The organism is Myxococcus sp. RHSTA-1-4, from assembly GCF_020037125.1.
Taxonomy (GTDB): domain Bacteria; phylum Myxococcota; class Myxococcia; order Myxococcales; family Myxococcaceae; genus Myxococcus.
Genome location: NZ_JAIQDG010000024.1, coordinates 167,407 through 181,069 on the forward strand (window position 1 = coordinate 167,407; position 13,663 = coordinate 181,069).

At 72.7% G+C, this 13,663-nt stretch carries 10 protein-coding genes; 4 read left to right on the forward strand and 6 right to left on the reverse strand.

What is annotated here, in order from left to right; genetic code table 11:
* Nucleotides 1-13 precede the first annotated feature (13 nt).
* The 4 genes from K8638_RS29335 to K8638_RS29350 form a co-directional block, all read right to left on the reverse strand.
* Nucleotides 14-1,129: an alpha/beta fold hydrolase gene (locus K8638_RS29335; protein WP_223757962.1), complete on the reverse strand. Its 1,116-nt coding sequence runs from the start codon at nucleotides 1,127-1,129 to the stop codon at nucleotides 14-16.
* Nucleotides 1,130-1,239: 110 nt separating this feature from the next.
* On the reverse strand, nucleotides 1,240-2,073 hold the full coding sequence (locus K8638_RS29340) for a dienelactone hydrolase family protein (protein WP_223757963.1): 834 nt from the start codon (nucleotides 2,071-2,073) through the stop codon (nucleotides 1,240-1,242).
* Nucleotides 2,074-2,258: 185 nt separating this feature from the next.
* Nucleotides 2,259-3,050, reverse strand: a complete 792-nt coding sequence (locus K8638_RS29345; RefSeq protein ID WP_223757964.1) for an FKBP-type peptidyl-prolyl cis-trans isomerase — start codon at nucleotides 3,048-3,050, stop codon at nucleotides 2,259-2,261.
* Nucleotides 3,051-3,248: 198 nt separating this feature from the next.
* On the reverse strand, nucleotides 3,249-4,175 hold the full coding sequence (locus tag K8638_RS29350) for a DUF3445 domain-containing protein (protein ID WP_223757965.1): 927 nt from the start codon (nucleotides 4,173-4,175) through the stop codon (nucleotides 3,249-3,251).
* A 204-nt stretch (nucleotides 4,176-4,379) separates the two neighbouring features.
* Between K8638_RS29350 and K8638_RS29355 the strand changes: the two genes are divergently transcribed.
* Together K8638_RS29355 and K8638_RS29360 are read left to right on the forward strand one after the other, a co-directional pair.
* Nucleotides 4,380-5,945: a parallel beta-helix domain-containing protein gene (locus K8638_RS29355; protein ID WP_223757966.1), complete on the forward strand. Its 1,566-nt coding sequence runs from the start codon at nucleotides 4,380-4,382 to the stop codon at nucleotides 5,943-5,945.
* A gap of 23 nt (nucleotides 5,946-5,968) precedes the next feature.
* Complete coding sequence (locus K8638_RS29360) at nucleotides 5,969-7,252, forward strand: SO2930 family diheme c-type cytochrome (protein ID WP_223757967.1); 1,284 nt, start codon at nucleotides 5,969-5,971, stop codon at nucleotides 7,250-7,252.
* 78 nt (nucleotides 7,253-7,330) lie between these two features.
* Here K8638_RS29360 and K8638_RS29365 read toward each other — a convergent pair whose 3' ends face one another.
* Nucleotides 7,331-8,332, reverse strand: a complete 1,002-nt coding sequence (locus K8638_RS29365) for a D-cysteine desulfhydrase family protein (RefSeq protein WP_223757968.1) — start codon at nucleotides 8,330-8,332, stop codon at nucleotides 7,331-7,333.
* A 61-nt stretch (nucleotides 8,333-8,393) separates the two neighbouring features.
* Nucleotides 8,394-10,160, reverse strand: a complete 1,767-nt coding sequence (locus tag K8638_RS29370; protein ID WP_370644139.1) for a glycoside hydrolase family 15 protein — start codon at nucleotides 10,158-10,160, stop codon at nucleotides 8,394-8,396.
* A 13-nt stretch (nucleotides 10,161-10,173) separates the two neighbouring features.
* Between K8638_RS29370 and K8638_RS29375 the strand changes: the two genes are divergently transcribed.
* Nucleotides 10,174-10,572, forward strand: coding sequence for a nuclear transport factor 2 family protein (locus tag K8638_RS29375; protein ID WP_223757969.1), 399 nt, complete (start codon nucleotides 10,174-10,176; stop codon nucleotides 10,570-10,572).
* Between the two features lie 140 nt (nucleotides 10,573-10,712).
* On the forward strand, nucleotides 10,713-13,148 hold the full coding sequence (locus K8638_RS29380; protein WP_223757970.1) for an ABC transporter permease: 2,436 nt from the start codon (nucleotides 10,713-10,715) through the stop codon (nucleotides 13,146-13,148).
* The last annotated feature ends 515 nt before the right edge of the window (nucleotides 13,149-13,663 follow it).

Here is a 13,663-nt window from a genome sequence, read left to right on the forward strand (position 1 = left end):
TCTAAGGAACCTCTCAGCGCTCCAGCTCCCGCAGCCATGTCTCCAGCGCGGGGAATACCTCCTCCGCCGTCGTCCGCACGCCCGGCTGCTTCGCGCCGGGCGGGAGGGCGAGCCGGTGGTCCGCTCCGGGCAGCACCTTCACCGTCACCGTGGCGGCCTGGACGCCGCCATCGGAGCGCTGGAGTGCCTCGGACAGCGCGCGGGCCGTGGGCCCCGCGGGCGTCACCTCGTCCTTCTCGCCCAGCAGCGCGAGCACCGGGCCGCGCACCCGTCCCAGGTCTTCCGCCGGGTCGTAGGACAGCACGTTGCGCCACACCAGCCGCTGCAGCTCCAGCAGCCCGGGCAGCGGCAGCTCCTCGTGCCGGGCCAGCGGCGTCACCGCGTACCAGCGCCGGCGCTTCGCCCGCTTGAGCTGGAAGTCGAGCGTCCGCAGCGCCTTCGCCTCGCGCTCGGGCGCGTAGAGGCGCGCGTCGTGGAGCGTGCCCAGGAAGTCCATCAGGTCCACCAGCTCCGGGCCCGTGAGTCCCTTCCGCCGCGCCTCGTTGCGCAGCCGGTGCTGCTCCTGCTTCCACACGGGTCCGCCGCCACCGGAGACCAGCACGAGGAAGCCCGTCTCGGGCGCGCGCGCCGCCGCGTGGACGGCCACCCAGGCCCCCTGGCCGAAGCCCATCAGCCCCACGGCCCCCTCGCGCACGGCGGCACGCTCCCGCAGCAGCCGCGCCGCGGCGAGCCCGTCCTCCGCCAGCGCTCCAATGCCAGACACCCACGGCTGGCCATTGCCCGTGGAGCCCCCCGAGCCCCGCCTGTCATAGGTGAGCACCGCCAGCCCCTGGCGGGCGAGGAACGCCGGATACGGCTCCAGTTCCCGCCGCGTGCCCTCCCCCTCGTCGGGCACCAGCACCACGCCGGCCCGGGGTGGCCTCCCGGCCGGCAGCCACAGCGTCCCGGAGAGGGTGACGCTCCCATTCTGGAAGGAGACCTCCTCGGTGCGCGGTGGCAGCCGCCGCGCCACGAGCGGCTCGGCCACGCCGCCATCCGCCACGCCCCCGCCCACCGTCCCCGCCTGTCCCGCCCCGCTCCACGGCAGCAGGCACAGCCCCACCGCGACGCACGCTCCTGTCCTCAGCACCGGGCCTCCCGAAGATGTGCCCGTCCTTCAAGCCGACCCCGGTTCGGCGGGCAACCGTCCGCCGTGAGGACTGGCCCCGAGGGGCCCAGTGGACAACACCTCGCCCCGGCTCAGCGCTTCAGGTGGTGCTCCAGGAACGCGGAGGCCTCGTGCCACGCCGTGGACGCGGCGCGCTCGTCATAACGGCCGCCGGATGGGTTGGCGAAGGCGTGCTCCGCGTCGAACTCCAGGATGCGGTGGCGCACGCCCGCCGCGTCCAGCGCCTGCCGGAACTCCGCCACCGTCTCCGGCGGAATGGACGCGTCCTTCGTCCCGAAGATGCCCAGCACGGCCGCCTTGATGGTGGCGAGCGCGTCCACGTCCGTCACCGGGTTGCCGTAATAGATGACCGCCGCATCCAGCTCCGGAATCGCCATCGCCGCGCGCAGGGACCAGCCACCCCCGAAGCACCAGCCGATGCTGCCCGTGCGCTCCGCCCGCACCCGGGGGTCCTGCTGGAGGAAGGCGTGCGCGGCCTTCAGCACCTCCTGGGCGCGCGCCGCGTCCACCGACTTCACCAGCGCCATCGCCTCGTCTCGCGACGTGGCCACCTTGCCGCCGTACAGGTCCACCGCCAGCGCCGCGTACCCGTTCGCCGCCAGCCGGTCCGCCCAGTGCTGGATGTGCTCGTTGAGGCCCCACCACTCGTGGATGACGAGCACCCCCGGCACCGGCGCCCGAGCGCCCTCGGGCAGGCTCAGGTACATCTTCGTCCCGGCCACCTCCACCTCCTGCCCCCGGCGCGGCGGCGCCGCGTCCGCGCGCAGCGTGTGCAGTGCCTTGAACTCCGCCTCGGAGACGGCCCCCGTGGGCGACGGCTCGCGAGCCACCTCCCGGGCTCCTCCCCGGACGCAGGCCCCCAGTAGCAGCGCTCCCATCCACAGCAGCAGCAGGCTCCGGCGCATGGTGTCTCCTCCGTGTGTCCCGCCCGTCCCCGAGGAAGGGGCGGCGGCCCCTGGCCTACCCCGGGCCCGCACGGCGCGCCACCGGCTCGCGTGGGGGCGGTCCCCGGAAACACGAAGAGGGCTGGGAGGGGAACGCCCCTCACCAGCCCTCCGTGATTCCCACTCACCAGGAGCGGGAGGTGCGGCTACTTCTTCGGCGCCGGAGGCGTCGCCGGCTTCTCCTGCGGAGCGCCCGTCGGCGGCGCGCCCATGCCCGGCATCTCGGGCGCCTTGACGATCTCCAGCAGCTCCACCTCGAACACCAGGGCCGCGCCACCCGGGATGTTCGGCGGGGCGCCGCGGTCACCGTAGGCGATGTCCGACGGGCAGGTCAGCTTCGCCTTGCCGCCCACCTTCATCTTCTGCACGCCCTCGGTCCAGCACTTGATGACGCCCTGGAGCGGGAACTGCGTGGGCTCGCCGCGCTTGTAGGAGCTGTCGAACTCGGTGCCGTTGGTCAGCGTGCCCTTGTAGTGCACCTTCACGATGTCCGTGGCCTGGGGCGACGCGCCGGTGCCGGCGGTCAGCTCCTTGTAGACCAGGCCGGACTCCGTCTTCACCGCGCCGGGCTCCTTGGCGGCCTGCTCCAGGAACTCCTTGGCCTTCGCCTTCTCCGCCTCCGCCTTGCGGGTGCTGCGCGCGCGCGCCAGCTCCTGCAGCTTCGGGCCGTACGTCTCCAGCTCCACCGCGGGCTTCTCACCCTTCACCTGCGCGGTCATACCGGCCTTGACGTACTCGAGCTCCTCCGGGGACATGTCGAACACGCTGATGCTCCGGCCAATGGACAGGCCGAGCGCGTACAGCGTCTTCTGCTCCTCCGTCTGGGGGTTGGAGGCGCCGCCCGCGGCCCCACCGGCCGCCGGCTTCTCCGCATCCTTCTTCTGCGGTTGGCACCCCGCCACCGCCAGCATTACCGCGACCAGCCACATCTTCCGCATGTCTTTGCCCTTCCTTGGCCTGCGGCGGCAGCCTGACGCCCCGCCACCAGTCAGTTCCCGGGGCGACTTACTACAGAAATGGTCTGTCATCGCCTCGGCGGTGCTCCGGCCTTCACGGCCCCCGGGTCATTTCCCACGGGAGCCTCCGGGCCGGAGCGCGCCTTCCCCCCGGAAACCAGACATGGGTAGGATTTTTCATCACCCGGCACTCGCCTCGAGGAAGGCCAGCAGCGGCTCCAGCACGGGGGTGAGCCGCTTGTACGCCGCCGTGTCCGGAGGCACGGTGCGCAGCACGCGGGCGAGGCGGCGGCGGCGCTCGGGGTCCTCCACCTCGGAGGCCACCGGGGCGACGTAGGTGTGGATGGTGAAGAGGATGGCGCCCGTCCGGGGCATGCGGGTGAGCGTCTGCCGCTCCAGCCGCAGGAAGCACCGCTCGCCCGCGTTCTGCGCGGTGATGCCCTCGAACAGGTGCCTCCACTCGGGGAGCGTCCAGGGCTCCAGGTCCAGGCGCTCCGTGACGGTGATGGCCCAGTTGCAGCGCGTGACGGAGCGCCCCGCCTTGAGCCCCTCCATCAGCCGCAGCGTGGGCGTGCCCAGCTTCGCGCCAAACCCTGGCACCGGCACGTGGACGTCGAGCAACGAGCGGCCCAGCTTGTCCCCCAGGTGCCAGCCGGAGGGAAAGCAGAGCTGACCGGCCACCAGCGGAAGGCCCGCGCGAGTGCCGTCCAGGAGCAGCAGGTCCTCCTGCACCTGCCGGCCCAGCCAGTCCAGCGGCGCGAAGGGAAGGCTCTCCGCGTCCTCCGGCGTGAAACACGTCTCCGAGCCCAGCACGAGGTTGCGCCACCGCCAGCGCCCGCCCTCCTCCACCTCCAGCGAGAAGTGCCGCGGGTCCTGCCGCGCCATGAGGGGCAGCAGCACCGTCACCGTCTCCCACTGGAGCGGCTCCGAGCCGGGCACCGCCTGGAAACGCACCTGGGGCCCGGCGGCCAGCAGCGACGCCTTCAACGCCACCTCACGGGCGTAATGCAGTGCGTCCACCTCGATGAGGCACTCGTCGGGCCTGAGCGCGCGCACGCCCAGCGCCATTACGAAGGTGTCCTGCTCGAAGGGAAAATAGGGCAGCACGGCGGCGACCTCGCATGTGGGGTGGGGACATTTTCTCAACGGGATTGCAGAACGCACCGCGTCACGGCGGAGCGGTGCCACGAATTCGTCACCTGACCCTTGAGGTCGGGCGCCAACCACGACCAGGATTCGCGCAATCGCGTTGCGCCCTGGCTCCCCTGCCTGGAAGTGGAGGGGCGCGCGCCATCCCCCTGGAGGAACCTGATGCGCTGTCTCCCGCTGCCGTATGCGCCTCGTGCCGTACTCGTGGCCCTGCTGGGCCTGCTCGCGCTTCCCGCATGCTCGGACGAAGAGGATGACACCGGGACTCCGGACGCCGGACAGCAGGTGAGGGACGCGGGGACCCAGAACGACGCGGGGACGGATGCCGGCACGGACGCGGGGACGCAGGACGACGCGGGCACCGACGCGGGGACGGATGCCGGCTCCTCGGCGGCCTGGCCGGTGGACTTCTCCTGCGAGGGCAAGGAGCAGCGGACGCTGACCTTCAACGCCGGCCAGGAGCAGGAGCTCCAGAACGCGGTGAATGACCTGGCCGAGTGCACCACGCTCCAGCTCGGCGCGGGCACCTTCCACTTCAACAACGCCATCACCATCCGCCAGAACGGCATCACCATCGTCGGCGCGGGCAAGGGCACCAAGGGCGAGGGCACCGGCGGAACCGCCAGCACGGTGCTCGACTTCTCCAACGCCGTCGGCAACAGCAACGGCATCGACGTGGTGGGCAAGCTGTTCACCGTGAAGGACCTCGCCATCTGGAACGCCAAGAAGGACGGCCTGCGCATCGAAAACTCCACGAATGTGTTCATCCAGCGCATCCGCACGGAGTGGGCCCAGGAGAACCAGGAGAGCAACGGCAAGTATGGCATCTACCCGGTGAAGTCGACCTACGTGCTCGTCGAGGACTGCGAGGCCTACAACGCCGCTGACGCCGGCATCTACGTGGGGCAGACGCGCCGCGCCATCGTCCGCCGCAACGTGGCGAAGCAGAACGTGGCGGGCATCGAAATCGAGAACACGAAGTACGCCTTCGTGGAGGGCAACACCGCCGTGGACAACACGACGGGCCTCGTGGTGTTCGACCTGCCGGGCAACCCCATCAAGGGCACGGACATCCTCGTCGTCGGCAACACCATCACCGGCAACAACCGCCCCAACTTCGCCTCGGTGCAGGCCAGCAGCAGCACCGTGTCGCAGGTGCCCGCCGGCACCGGCACCTTCATCCTGGCGTCGCGCCGGGTGGAGCTCACCGGCAACACGTGGGGTGACAACAACACCGTCGACATCGCCGTGCTCAGCGGCCTGGCCATCGAGCCGGACCCCACCCAGTGGCAGGCCGGCTTCTTCAACTTCAACAGCAGCGACGTGTACGTCCACGGCAACACCTTCATCGGCGGCAGCGGGGACTCGGTGGACAACGGCACCCCGGACGCGGAGCGCCGCCCGCTGGGCGCGCTGGTCTACGCCGTCTATGGCTACGGCGCCGCGACGCAGGGCGTGACGCACGTGGAGCACCTGCTGTGGGACGGCATCGACCCGGCGCCCCGCAACGAGACCCGGCTCAACGGCGCCAACATCTGCTTCACCGGCAACGCGCTGCCGGCGACCACGCAGGCCTCCCTCGTGGACTTCGACCTGCAGGCCGTCAGCGGGCACCTCCGGTCCTCGACGCCCAAGCTGCCCGAGGCCTGGAACGAGACGCGCCGCTACGCGCAGGGCGCGGCGCCGTTCAACTGCTCGGGCTTCACCCCGGGCCTGGCGCTTCCCTGAGCGGCGGGCGGAGGGAGCGACACATGCGTACGCCGTTCTTCCCGGGACTCGGACTGGCCGCGGTGCTGCTGACCGCGGCGGTGGTCTCGTGCTCCGGTGGCGAGGACCCGGAACCGTCCGGAGTCGACGCGGGGGATTCCACGCCCGATGCGGGGACGCCTCCGGTGGACAGTGGCACTCCGGATGCCGGAGAGGACGCCGGCGTGGATGCCGGCGTGGACAGCGGCACACCCGATGCCGGGGAGGGTGACGCGGGCACTCCGGACGCCGGAGACGCCGGCCCCGGGCTGCCCTCGGTGGCCATTCCCGACACCCTGTCGGGCTTCGGCCTCTTCACCGGCAGCCCGGCGGACGGAGGGCTCCAGCCGGTGGAGGGCAACATCCCCTACGAGCCGACCACGCCGCTCTTCTCCGACTACGCCCTCAAGTCCCGCACGCTCTACGTGCCGCCCGGCAAGACGGCCGGGTACCACGCCCGGGACGTGCTGGACCTGCCGGTGGGCAGCATCATCACCAAGACGTTCTCCTTCCCCGCGGACCTGCGCGAGCCGGAGAAGGACGTGCGCGCCATCGAGACGCGCGTGCTGGTGCGGCAGCCCGGCGGCTGGGAGGCGTACCCGTACCTCTGGAACGCCGCCCAGACGGAGGCCACGAAGGCCAGCGGAGGCGCTGTCGTCCCGGGCATCCAGCTCATCGACGAGGCTGGCGTGACACGGACGTTCGACTACCTGGTGCCCAGCAGGAACCAGTGCACGAAGTGTCACCACGTGCTGGACAGCGCGAAGAACCAGGTGATGGTGCCCATCGGCGTGAAGGCCCGCTACCTCAACCGGGACCACGTCTATGGCGCTCAGGCGGCCAACCAGCTCCAGCACCTGGCCGGCCTGGGGAAGCTGTCGGGGCTGCCCTCCCTCGACGAGGTGCCCCGCGCGCCGGACGCGTTCAACCCCGATGAGGCGAACCTCGACACGCGGGCGCGCACCTACCTGGACATCAACTGCGCGCACTGTCACAACCCGAAGAGCACGGCGGGTGACACCAGCCGCCTGTTCCTCGACATCGCCAGCACGGAAACCCTCAACCTGAACGCGGGTGTCTGCAAGCGTCCAGGCTCGGCGGGCAGCGGCGTGGGCGGCGAGTTCGACATCGTCCCCGGGGACCACTCGGTGTCCATCCTCTGGTACCGGCTGGACACGGAGGAGTCGGGGAAGATGATGCCGGAGCTGGGCCGCGCGCTCCGGCATGACCAGGCCTCCCGCCTCATCGCCGACTGGATTGACGCCATGCCGGCCCGCGCCTGCGAGTAGCGGGCGGGCCCGGCGGTCGGCCGCGAAGTCCCCCTCCGTGCCCCGAGCACGGAGGGGGGCACCCCGCCGTGGCGCCGCCTACTCCTCGAACGCGGAGACGTAGGCGAAGAGTCCGGGCAGGCCGCCGGTGTGGACGAAGACCACCGTCTCGTCACGTCCGATGCCACCGTCCGCGATGCGCGCGAGGAGCCCGGCGAAGGCCTTGCCCGTGTACACGGGGTCCAGGAAGAGCCCCTCCGTGCGCGCCACCAGCGCGACGGCCTCCGTCATCTCCCGCGTCGGCAGCCCGTACCCCGGGCCGACGAACGCCTCGTCCACCTCCACCGCGTCCGCGCGAAGGGCCGAGCCCGGAGCGAGGAGCGCGAGCGCCTCCTCGGCGATGACGCGGACTCGAGGACCGATGTCCCGCGCCGGAGCGAGGACGCTGATGCCCGTCACCCGCGCGGCGCTCCCGAGCGCCGTCAGCCCGGCGACGAGCCCCGCCTGCGTCCCGCCGCTGCCACAGGCCACCACCAGCCGGTCGACATGGAGCCCCGCCGCGAGCGACTGCTCCAGCACCTCGCGTGCGCACTCCACGTACCCCATGGCCCCGAGCGCGTCCGAGGCGCCGAAGGGCAGCACATAGGGCACATGTCCCTCGCCGCGCGCGCGGGCGGCCAGCTCATTCAGGAGCGCGCGGCTGTCCACCTCGCCCGGGACGACGTGGACCTTCGCGCCGAGGAGCCGGTCGAGGAGCACGTTGCCGTTGTGCTCGTAGGCCTCGTCGGTGCGGGGCACGCGCTTTCTCAGCACCAGCTCGCACCGCAGGCCGAGCCGGGCCGCGGCGGCGGCCAGCAGGCGCGAGGCGTTGGACTGGAGCCCACCGTCGATGAGCACGGTGTCGCAGCCCTGCGCGAGCGCGCGCGCCAGGTGGAACTCCAGCTTGCGGAGCTTGTTGCCGCCCGCGCCGAGGCCGCCCAGGTCATCACGCTTGATGAACAGGCGCGGCCCGCCCAGGTGGCGGGACAACCGCTCCAGGGGCTGGAGCGGCGTGGGGCCCTCCAGCAGGGGAAGGCGGGAGGGCAGGGAGAGGGTCTTCATGGCGCCCCTCGTACTGCGGAGCGGGAGCGCATGCGAGCACATCCCTCCCGCGGCCGGCCCTTCAGCCGCCGAGCGCCTCGCCACGCGACAGTCCCATGCCCGTCTGGACCAGGGCCACGTGGCTGGAGGTGTGCGGGAAGTGGCCCGCCATGCGGCGCTGGCGCGGGTCATACTGCTCCGGCAGCAGGCCCACGTCGTTGCGCACGCGCAGGAGCCGCTCGAAGAGGGCCTTCGCCTCCTCGCGGCGGCCGAGCAGGTGCAGGCTGTCCACCAGCCAGAAGCTGCACACCAGCGACACCCCCGCGCCGCGCGAGTCGTCCTCGCGCACGAAGTCCCCCTCGCCCAGCCCGCGCTCCACCGCTTCCACCGTGCCGCGCACGCGCGCGTCGTCCGCGGGCAGGAAGCCCAGCCGCGCCAGGCGCAACAGCCGCGCGTCCAGGCCCCGCCCGCCGTACTCGCGGGTGAAGGTGCCCCGGCGCGAGTCGAAGCCCTCGCGGCACACCTCCGCGTGCAGGTCCGCGCGCAGCCGCTTCCAGCGCTCGACGGGCGCGTCCAGGCCGAAGTGCGCGGCGCTCTCCAGCGCCCGGTCCACCGACACCCACGCCATCACCTTGGAGTACGTGAGGGACGGCGCCTCCGCCGCGGGACGGAGCCAGCTCCCCTCCAGGTGCTCCAGCATCGCCCGCTGGAGCGCCCACACGTCGCCGCTGGGAGGCAGCCCCCGGCGTGCGGCCTCCACGAAGCTGCCCATCACCTCGCCCACCTCCTCGGTGTGCAGTCCCCGGCGGGACGCATGGCCGATGCGCACCGGCCGCGTGCCCTCGTAGCCGGGCAGCCACGGCAGCTCCTGCTCGGGGAAGCGGCGCTCGCCGGCCACGCCGTAGGAGGACTGCAACTCGTCCGGCTCACCGGCCACCGCGCGCACCAGCCAGTCGCGCCACGCGCGGGCCTCCTCCACGTAGCCCCCGTCCAGCAGCGCCTGGAGCGCGCTCGTCGCGTCGTGCAGCCAGCAGAAGCGCGCGTCGCCGTGTGGGCCGCCGGACGGCACCGGCAGGGACGTGGTGGGCGCGGCGACGATTCCGCCCGTGGGCGAGTAGGTGAGCGCCTTCAGGGTGATGAGCGAGCGCTGGAGGGGCTCGTGCCACGGCCCGGTGGTGACGAGCCGCGAGGACCACTCCTTCCACCACGTCTCCGTGTCCTCCACGGCGGCCAGCCCGTCCAGGGGACGCGGCGGAGCCTCGTGGGAGGGGTGCCACGCGAGGACGAAGGGCACGCGCGAGCCCGGGTCCGCGGGGAAGTCCGCGGTGAGCGTGCTCCCCTGGCGGCGCACGGTGACGGGCGTGCGCAGGGCCACCGAGTCCGGCCCCGCCCGGGCGGAGACATGGTCCCCGTGGAAGCGAACCCAGGGCGAGCGGTCGCCGTAGCCGAAGTGGGCGAGCAGCTCCATGCGCATGGGGACGGAGCCCTTGAGCCCCTGCACCACGCGGACGAGGTCCGGCTCAGCGCCGCGCGGGGGCATGCAGTCCACCACGCGCACCGCGCCGTCCTCCGTCTCGTAGTCCGTCTCCAGCACCAGCGTGCCGGGGCGGTAGCGGCGCGTCACCTTGAGGATGCCGCCCACCGGGGCGAGCAGCCACCGGCCGTGGGACGCCTCCCCCAGGAGCGCGGCGAAGCAGGCATCCGAGTCGAAGCGCGGCCAGCACAGCCAGTCGATGGAGCCGTCGCGGCCCACCAGGGCGGCGCTCTGCGTGTCACCGATGAGGGCGTAGTCTTCCAGGGGAAGGGCCATGCGCGGCAGCATGGCACAACCCCGGCCTTCGATTTCCAAGGGAGGACTCCCCATGTCCACGACGAACCTCGACACCGCGCTGCGCTACCTCCAGGCCCTGGAGGCGGGAGCGACGGGCGACGCCCTGGCGGTCTTCTTCCACCCGGAGACGGAGCAGCGGGAGTACCCCAACGCGCTCAGCCGCAACGGCCAGACGCGAGGCCTGCGGAAGCTGCTCGAGGACGCGGAGCGGGGAAAGCAGCTGCTCTCCTCGCAGCGCTACGCGGTCCGGAGCTCGCTGGCCCAGGGCGACACCGTGGCCCTGGAGCTGGACTGGAGCGGCACGCTCGCCGTCCCCCTGCGCACGCTGGCCGCCGGGGCCACGCTGCGCGCCGCGTGCGGCATGTTCCTCACCTTCAAGGACGGCCGCATCATCTCCCAGCGGAACTACGACTGCTTCGAGCCGTTCTGAGGCCCCCGCCGGCCCGGCGTGTCCGGAAGCGGGATGTGGATTCCCAGCGCCGGGCACCCGCCGCCGCCTCCGCGACTGCCCGCCGCCCGGGCGGGGCTGGCCGCTGGGACTGGCATGGTCCATGCTCCGGGGTTGCGGGAATGGACACCCTCCTCCAGGACCTCCGGCTCGCGCTGCGCAGGCTGCGTCGTGGCCCCACCTTCACCCTGGTGGCCGTGGCCACGCTGGCCCTCGGCATCGGCGCGAACGTGGCCATCTTCAGCGTGGTGCACGCGGTGCTGCTGCGGCCGCTGCCCATGCGGGACGACGCCCGGCTGGTGCGAGTGTACACGGTGGGCAGGCAGGGCCCCGGCCTCACCTCGCCGCTGGACCTGAGGGATTTGCGCGAGCAGACCCGCGCCTTCGACGGCCTCTTCGGCGTGGCGAGCGCGGCGATGACGCTCGCGGCCGATGGCCCGGAGACCTCGCCCGAGCGCCTCCAGGCCGGACTGGTGACGGCGGGCTTCTTCCAGACGCTCGGCGTGGGCGTGCAGCTCGGCCGGGGGCTGCAGGTGAGCGATGACGCGCCGGGCGCCCCCAAGGTGGCGGTGCTCTCCCACGGCCTGTGGCAGCGGCGCTATGGCGGCAGTCCCTCGGTGCTCGGCCGCTCGCTGGACCTCGGCGGCCCCGAGCCCTGGACGGTGGTGGGCGTGGCGGCGCCCGGCTTCGACTTCCCGGCGCGCGCGGAGCTGTGGTCGCCGCTCATGTGGGACGAGAACATGGTGAAGCCGGAGGCGCGCGGCGCGCACTGGCTGGAGGTGTACGGCCGGCTCGCGCCCGGCGTCAGCCTGGAGGCGGCACGCGCCGACGTCACCGGCCTCGCCCGCCGGCTGGCCGAGCTGTACCCGAAGACGAACGCGGAGAAGGGCGCGAGCGTGGAGCCCCTCCGTGACGTCCTGCTGGGGAGGACGCGGCCCTCGCTCCTGCTGCTGATGGGAGCGGTGGGACTGGTGCTGCTCATCGCCTGCGCGAACCTCACGCACCTGCTGCTGGCGCGCGCCGCCTCGCGAGAGGGGGAGCTGTCCGTGCGCCTGGCCCTGGGCGCCAGCCGGGGCCGCCTCGCGCGCGAGCTGCTGCTGGAGAGCGCCCTGCTCTCCCTGCTCGGCGGCGCGGCCGGGCTGCTCGCGGCGATGTGGGCGCTGGATGCCCTGGCCGCGCTGGGCCCGCGCGACATCCCCCGCATCGAGGAGGTGTCGTTGGACGGCACGGTGCTGGCCTTCACCGCCGGGCTGTCGGTGCTCACCACGCTCCTCTTTGGCCTCGTGCCGGCGCTGCACGCCTCGCGCGCGGACCTGGGGCGAAGCCTGCGGGCGATGAGCGTCGGCGGCGGTGGAGGGGCGCACCGGCACCGCACCCGCTCCGCCCTCATCATCGGGGAGACGGCGCTCGCGGTGCTGCTGCTGGTGAGCGCGGGCCTGCTGCTGCGCAGCTTCGTCCATCTCCAGCGCGCCGACCTGGGCTTCCAGCCCGAGGGGGTCCTGACGGTGAAGCTCGAGCTGCCCACGCTGCGCTACCGCTTCGGCACCGCCGCGCCCGCCGCCTTCTATGACCAGCTCCTGGAGCGGCTGCGCGCGCTGCCCGGCGTGGAGGCAGCCGGCGCGACGAGCCTCCTGCCCCTGGACGGGAGCATCAAGTGGACCACGCCGCTGAAGGACGCCCAGCGGCCGGTGCCCCCCGGCACGGAGCCCTGGCAGACGCGGGTGCGCGTCGTCACCCCGGGCGCGTTGGAGGCGCTGCGCGTGAAGGTGTTGCGCGGACGGGGGCTCATCGACGGAGACCGGGGCGCGGGTGGGCGCTCGGTGCTCGTGAATGCCGAGGCGGCACGGCGCTTCTGGCCCGGCGAGGACCCCATCGGCCACACGGTGGAAACGGAGACGGACTGGGGCAACGGCACCTTCGGAGGCCGCATCGTGGGCATCGTGGAGGACCAGGCCCTCGACGGGCTCGCCGCGCCCGCGGTCCCCGAGCTGTACGTGCCCCATGAGCAGGCGCGTGGCACCGGCATGACGCTGCTGCTGCGCACGTCGGGCGAGCCGCTCGCGCTCGCCTCGGCGGTGCGGAGTGAGATTCGCACGCTCGACGCGAGCCTCGCGTTGGGCAGCGTACGCACCCTCTCCTCGGTGGTGGACGGCACGGTGGCCCCGCTGCGCTTCTACCTGCTGCTGGTGGGCACCTTCGCGGGCGTGGCCATGGTGCTCGCCGCGGTGGGACTCTACGGGGTGGTGGCATACGCGGTGCTGCAGCGCACCCGCGAGCTGGGCATCCGCATGGCGCTGGGCGCGCGCGAGCGCCAGGTGATGGGCATGGTGCTGGGCCGCTACCTGCGGCTCACCGCCGTGGGACTCGCCCTCGGAGTCGCGCTCGCCGTCGGCGCCAGCCGCCTCCTCACGCACCTGCTCAGCGGCGTGCAGCCCACCGACCCGCTCACCTACGTGGCGGTGGTGGTGGTGCTCGGCGCCGTGGCCTTCCTGGCCGCCCTGCTGCCCGCGCGCCGCGCCTCGCGAGTCCCACCCGCCATCGTGCTCCGGGGAGACTGACTCGGGACACGGCTCGGCTCGAGTCGAATCTGGGGGAGGACCGCCGGAGCCCCGGGGCCCGGAGTCTTCCGTCCGCCGCAACGCCTGCCAGAGGGCCTCACCCGCGGCGACGGCCTCGGCTTCGTCCACCGGCACCTCCGCCCACGCCGCCGCGCGCATCAACTCCGTCAGCGTCCCCCATACCAGCCCCTCTCCCACACGCGCCGCCCCCGCCGCCAACACCCCCTCACTCTCTCCCTCGCCCAGCACATCCCTCACCAACGCACGCACCGCCCACCCCGCCAGTCGCCCACCCGCCTCCTTCGGGCGCCAGTGCAGGAACGCGAAGCCGAACAGCCCGGGCTGCGCACCCGCCCACCACACCAGCTCCCCCCACAGCGCCAGGAAGGCCTTTCGCAAATCCCCCTTCGACTTCTCGTGCGTCCGCTCGTAGGTGCCTCGCGCTAGGAGCGTGTTGGAGTAACGGCAAGAACCTACTTGAGGCGTAGGCAAGGGCGTGATGCGCTTGCCTACCC

Bases quoted from the DNA above. Each gene is read 5' to 3' on its own strand.
- K8638_RS29340 (WP_223757963.1), bottom strand. From the start codon at position 2,073: ATGCGCCGGAGCCTGCTGCTGCTGTGGATGGGAGCGCTGCTACTGGGG.
- K8638_RS29345 (WP_223757964.1), bottom strand. From the start codon at position 3,050: ATGCGGAAGATGTGGCTGGTCGCGGTAATGCTGGCGGTGGCGGGGTGC.
- K8638_RS29355 (WP_223757966.1), top strand. From the start codon at position 4,380: ATGCGCTGTCTCCCGCTGCCGTATGCGCCTCGTGCCGTACTCGTGGCC.
- K8638_RS29360 (WP_223757967.1), top strand. From the start codon at position 5,969: ATGCGTACGCCGTTCTTCCCGGGACTCGGACTGGCCGCGGTGCTGCTG.
- K8638_RS29365 (WP_223757968.1), bottom strand. From the start codon at position 8,332: ATGAAGACCCTCTCCCTGCCCTCCCGCCTTCCCCTGCTGGAGGGCCCC.
- K8638_RS29375 (WP_223757969.1), top strand. From the start codon at position 10,174: ATGTCCACGACGAACCTCGACACCGCGCTGCGCTACCTCCAGGCCCTG.
- K8638_RS29380 (WP_223757970.1), top strand. From the start codon at position 10,713: ATGGACACCCTCCTCCAGGACCTCCGGCTCGCGCTGCGCAGGCTGCGT.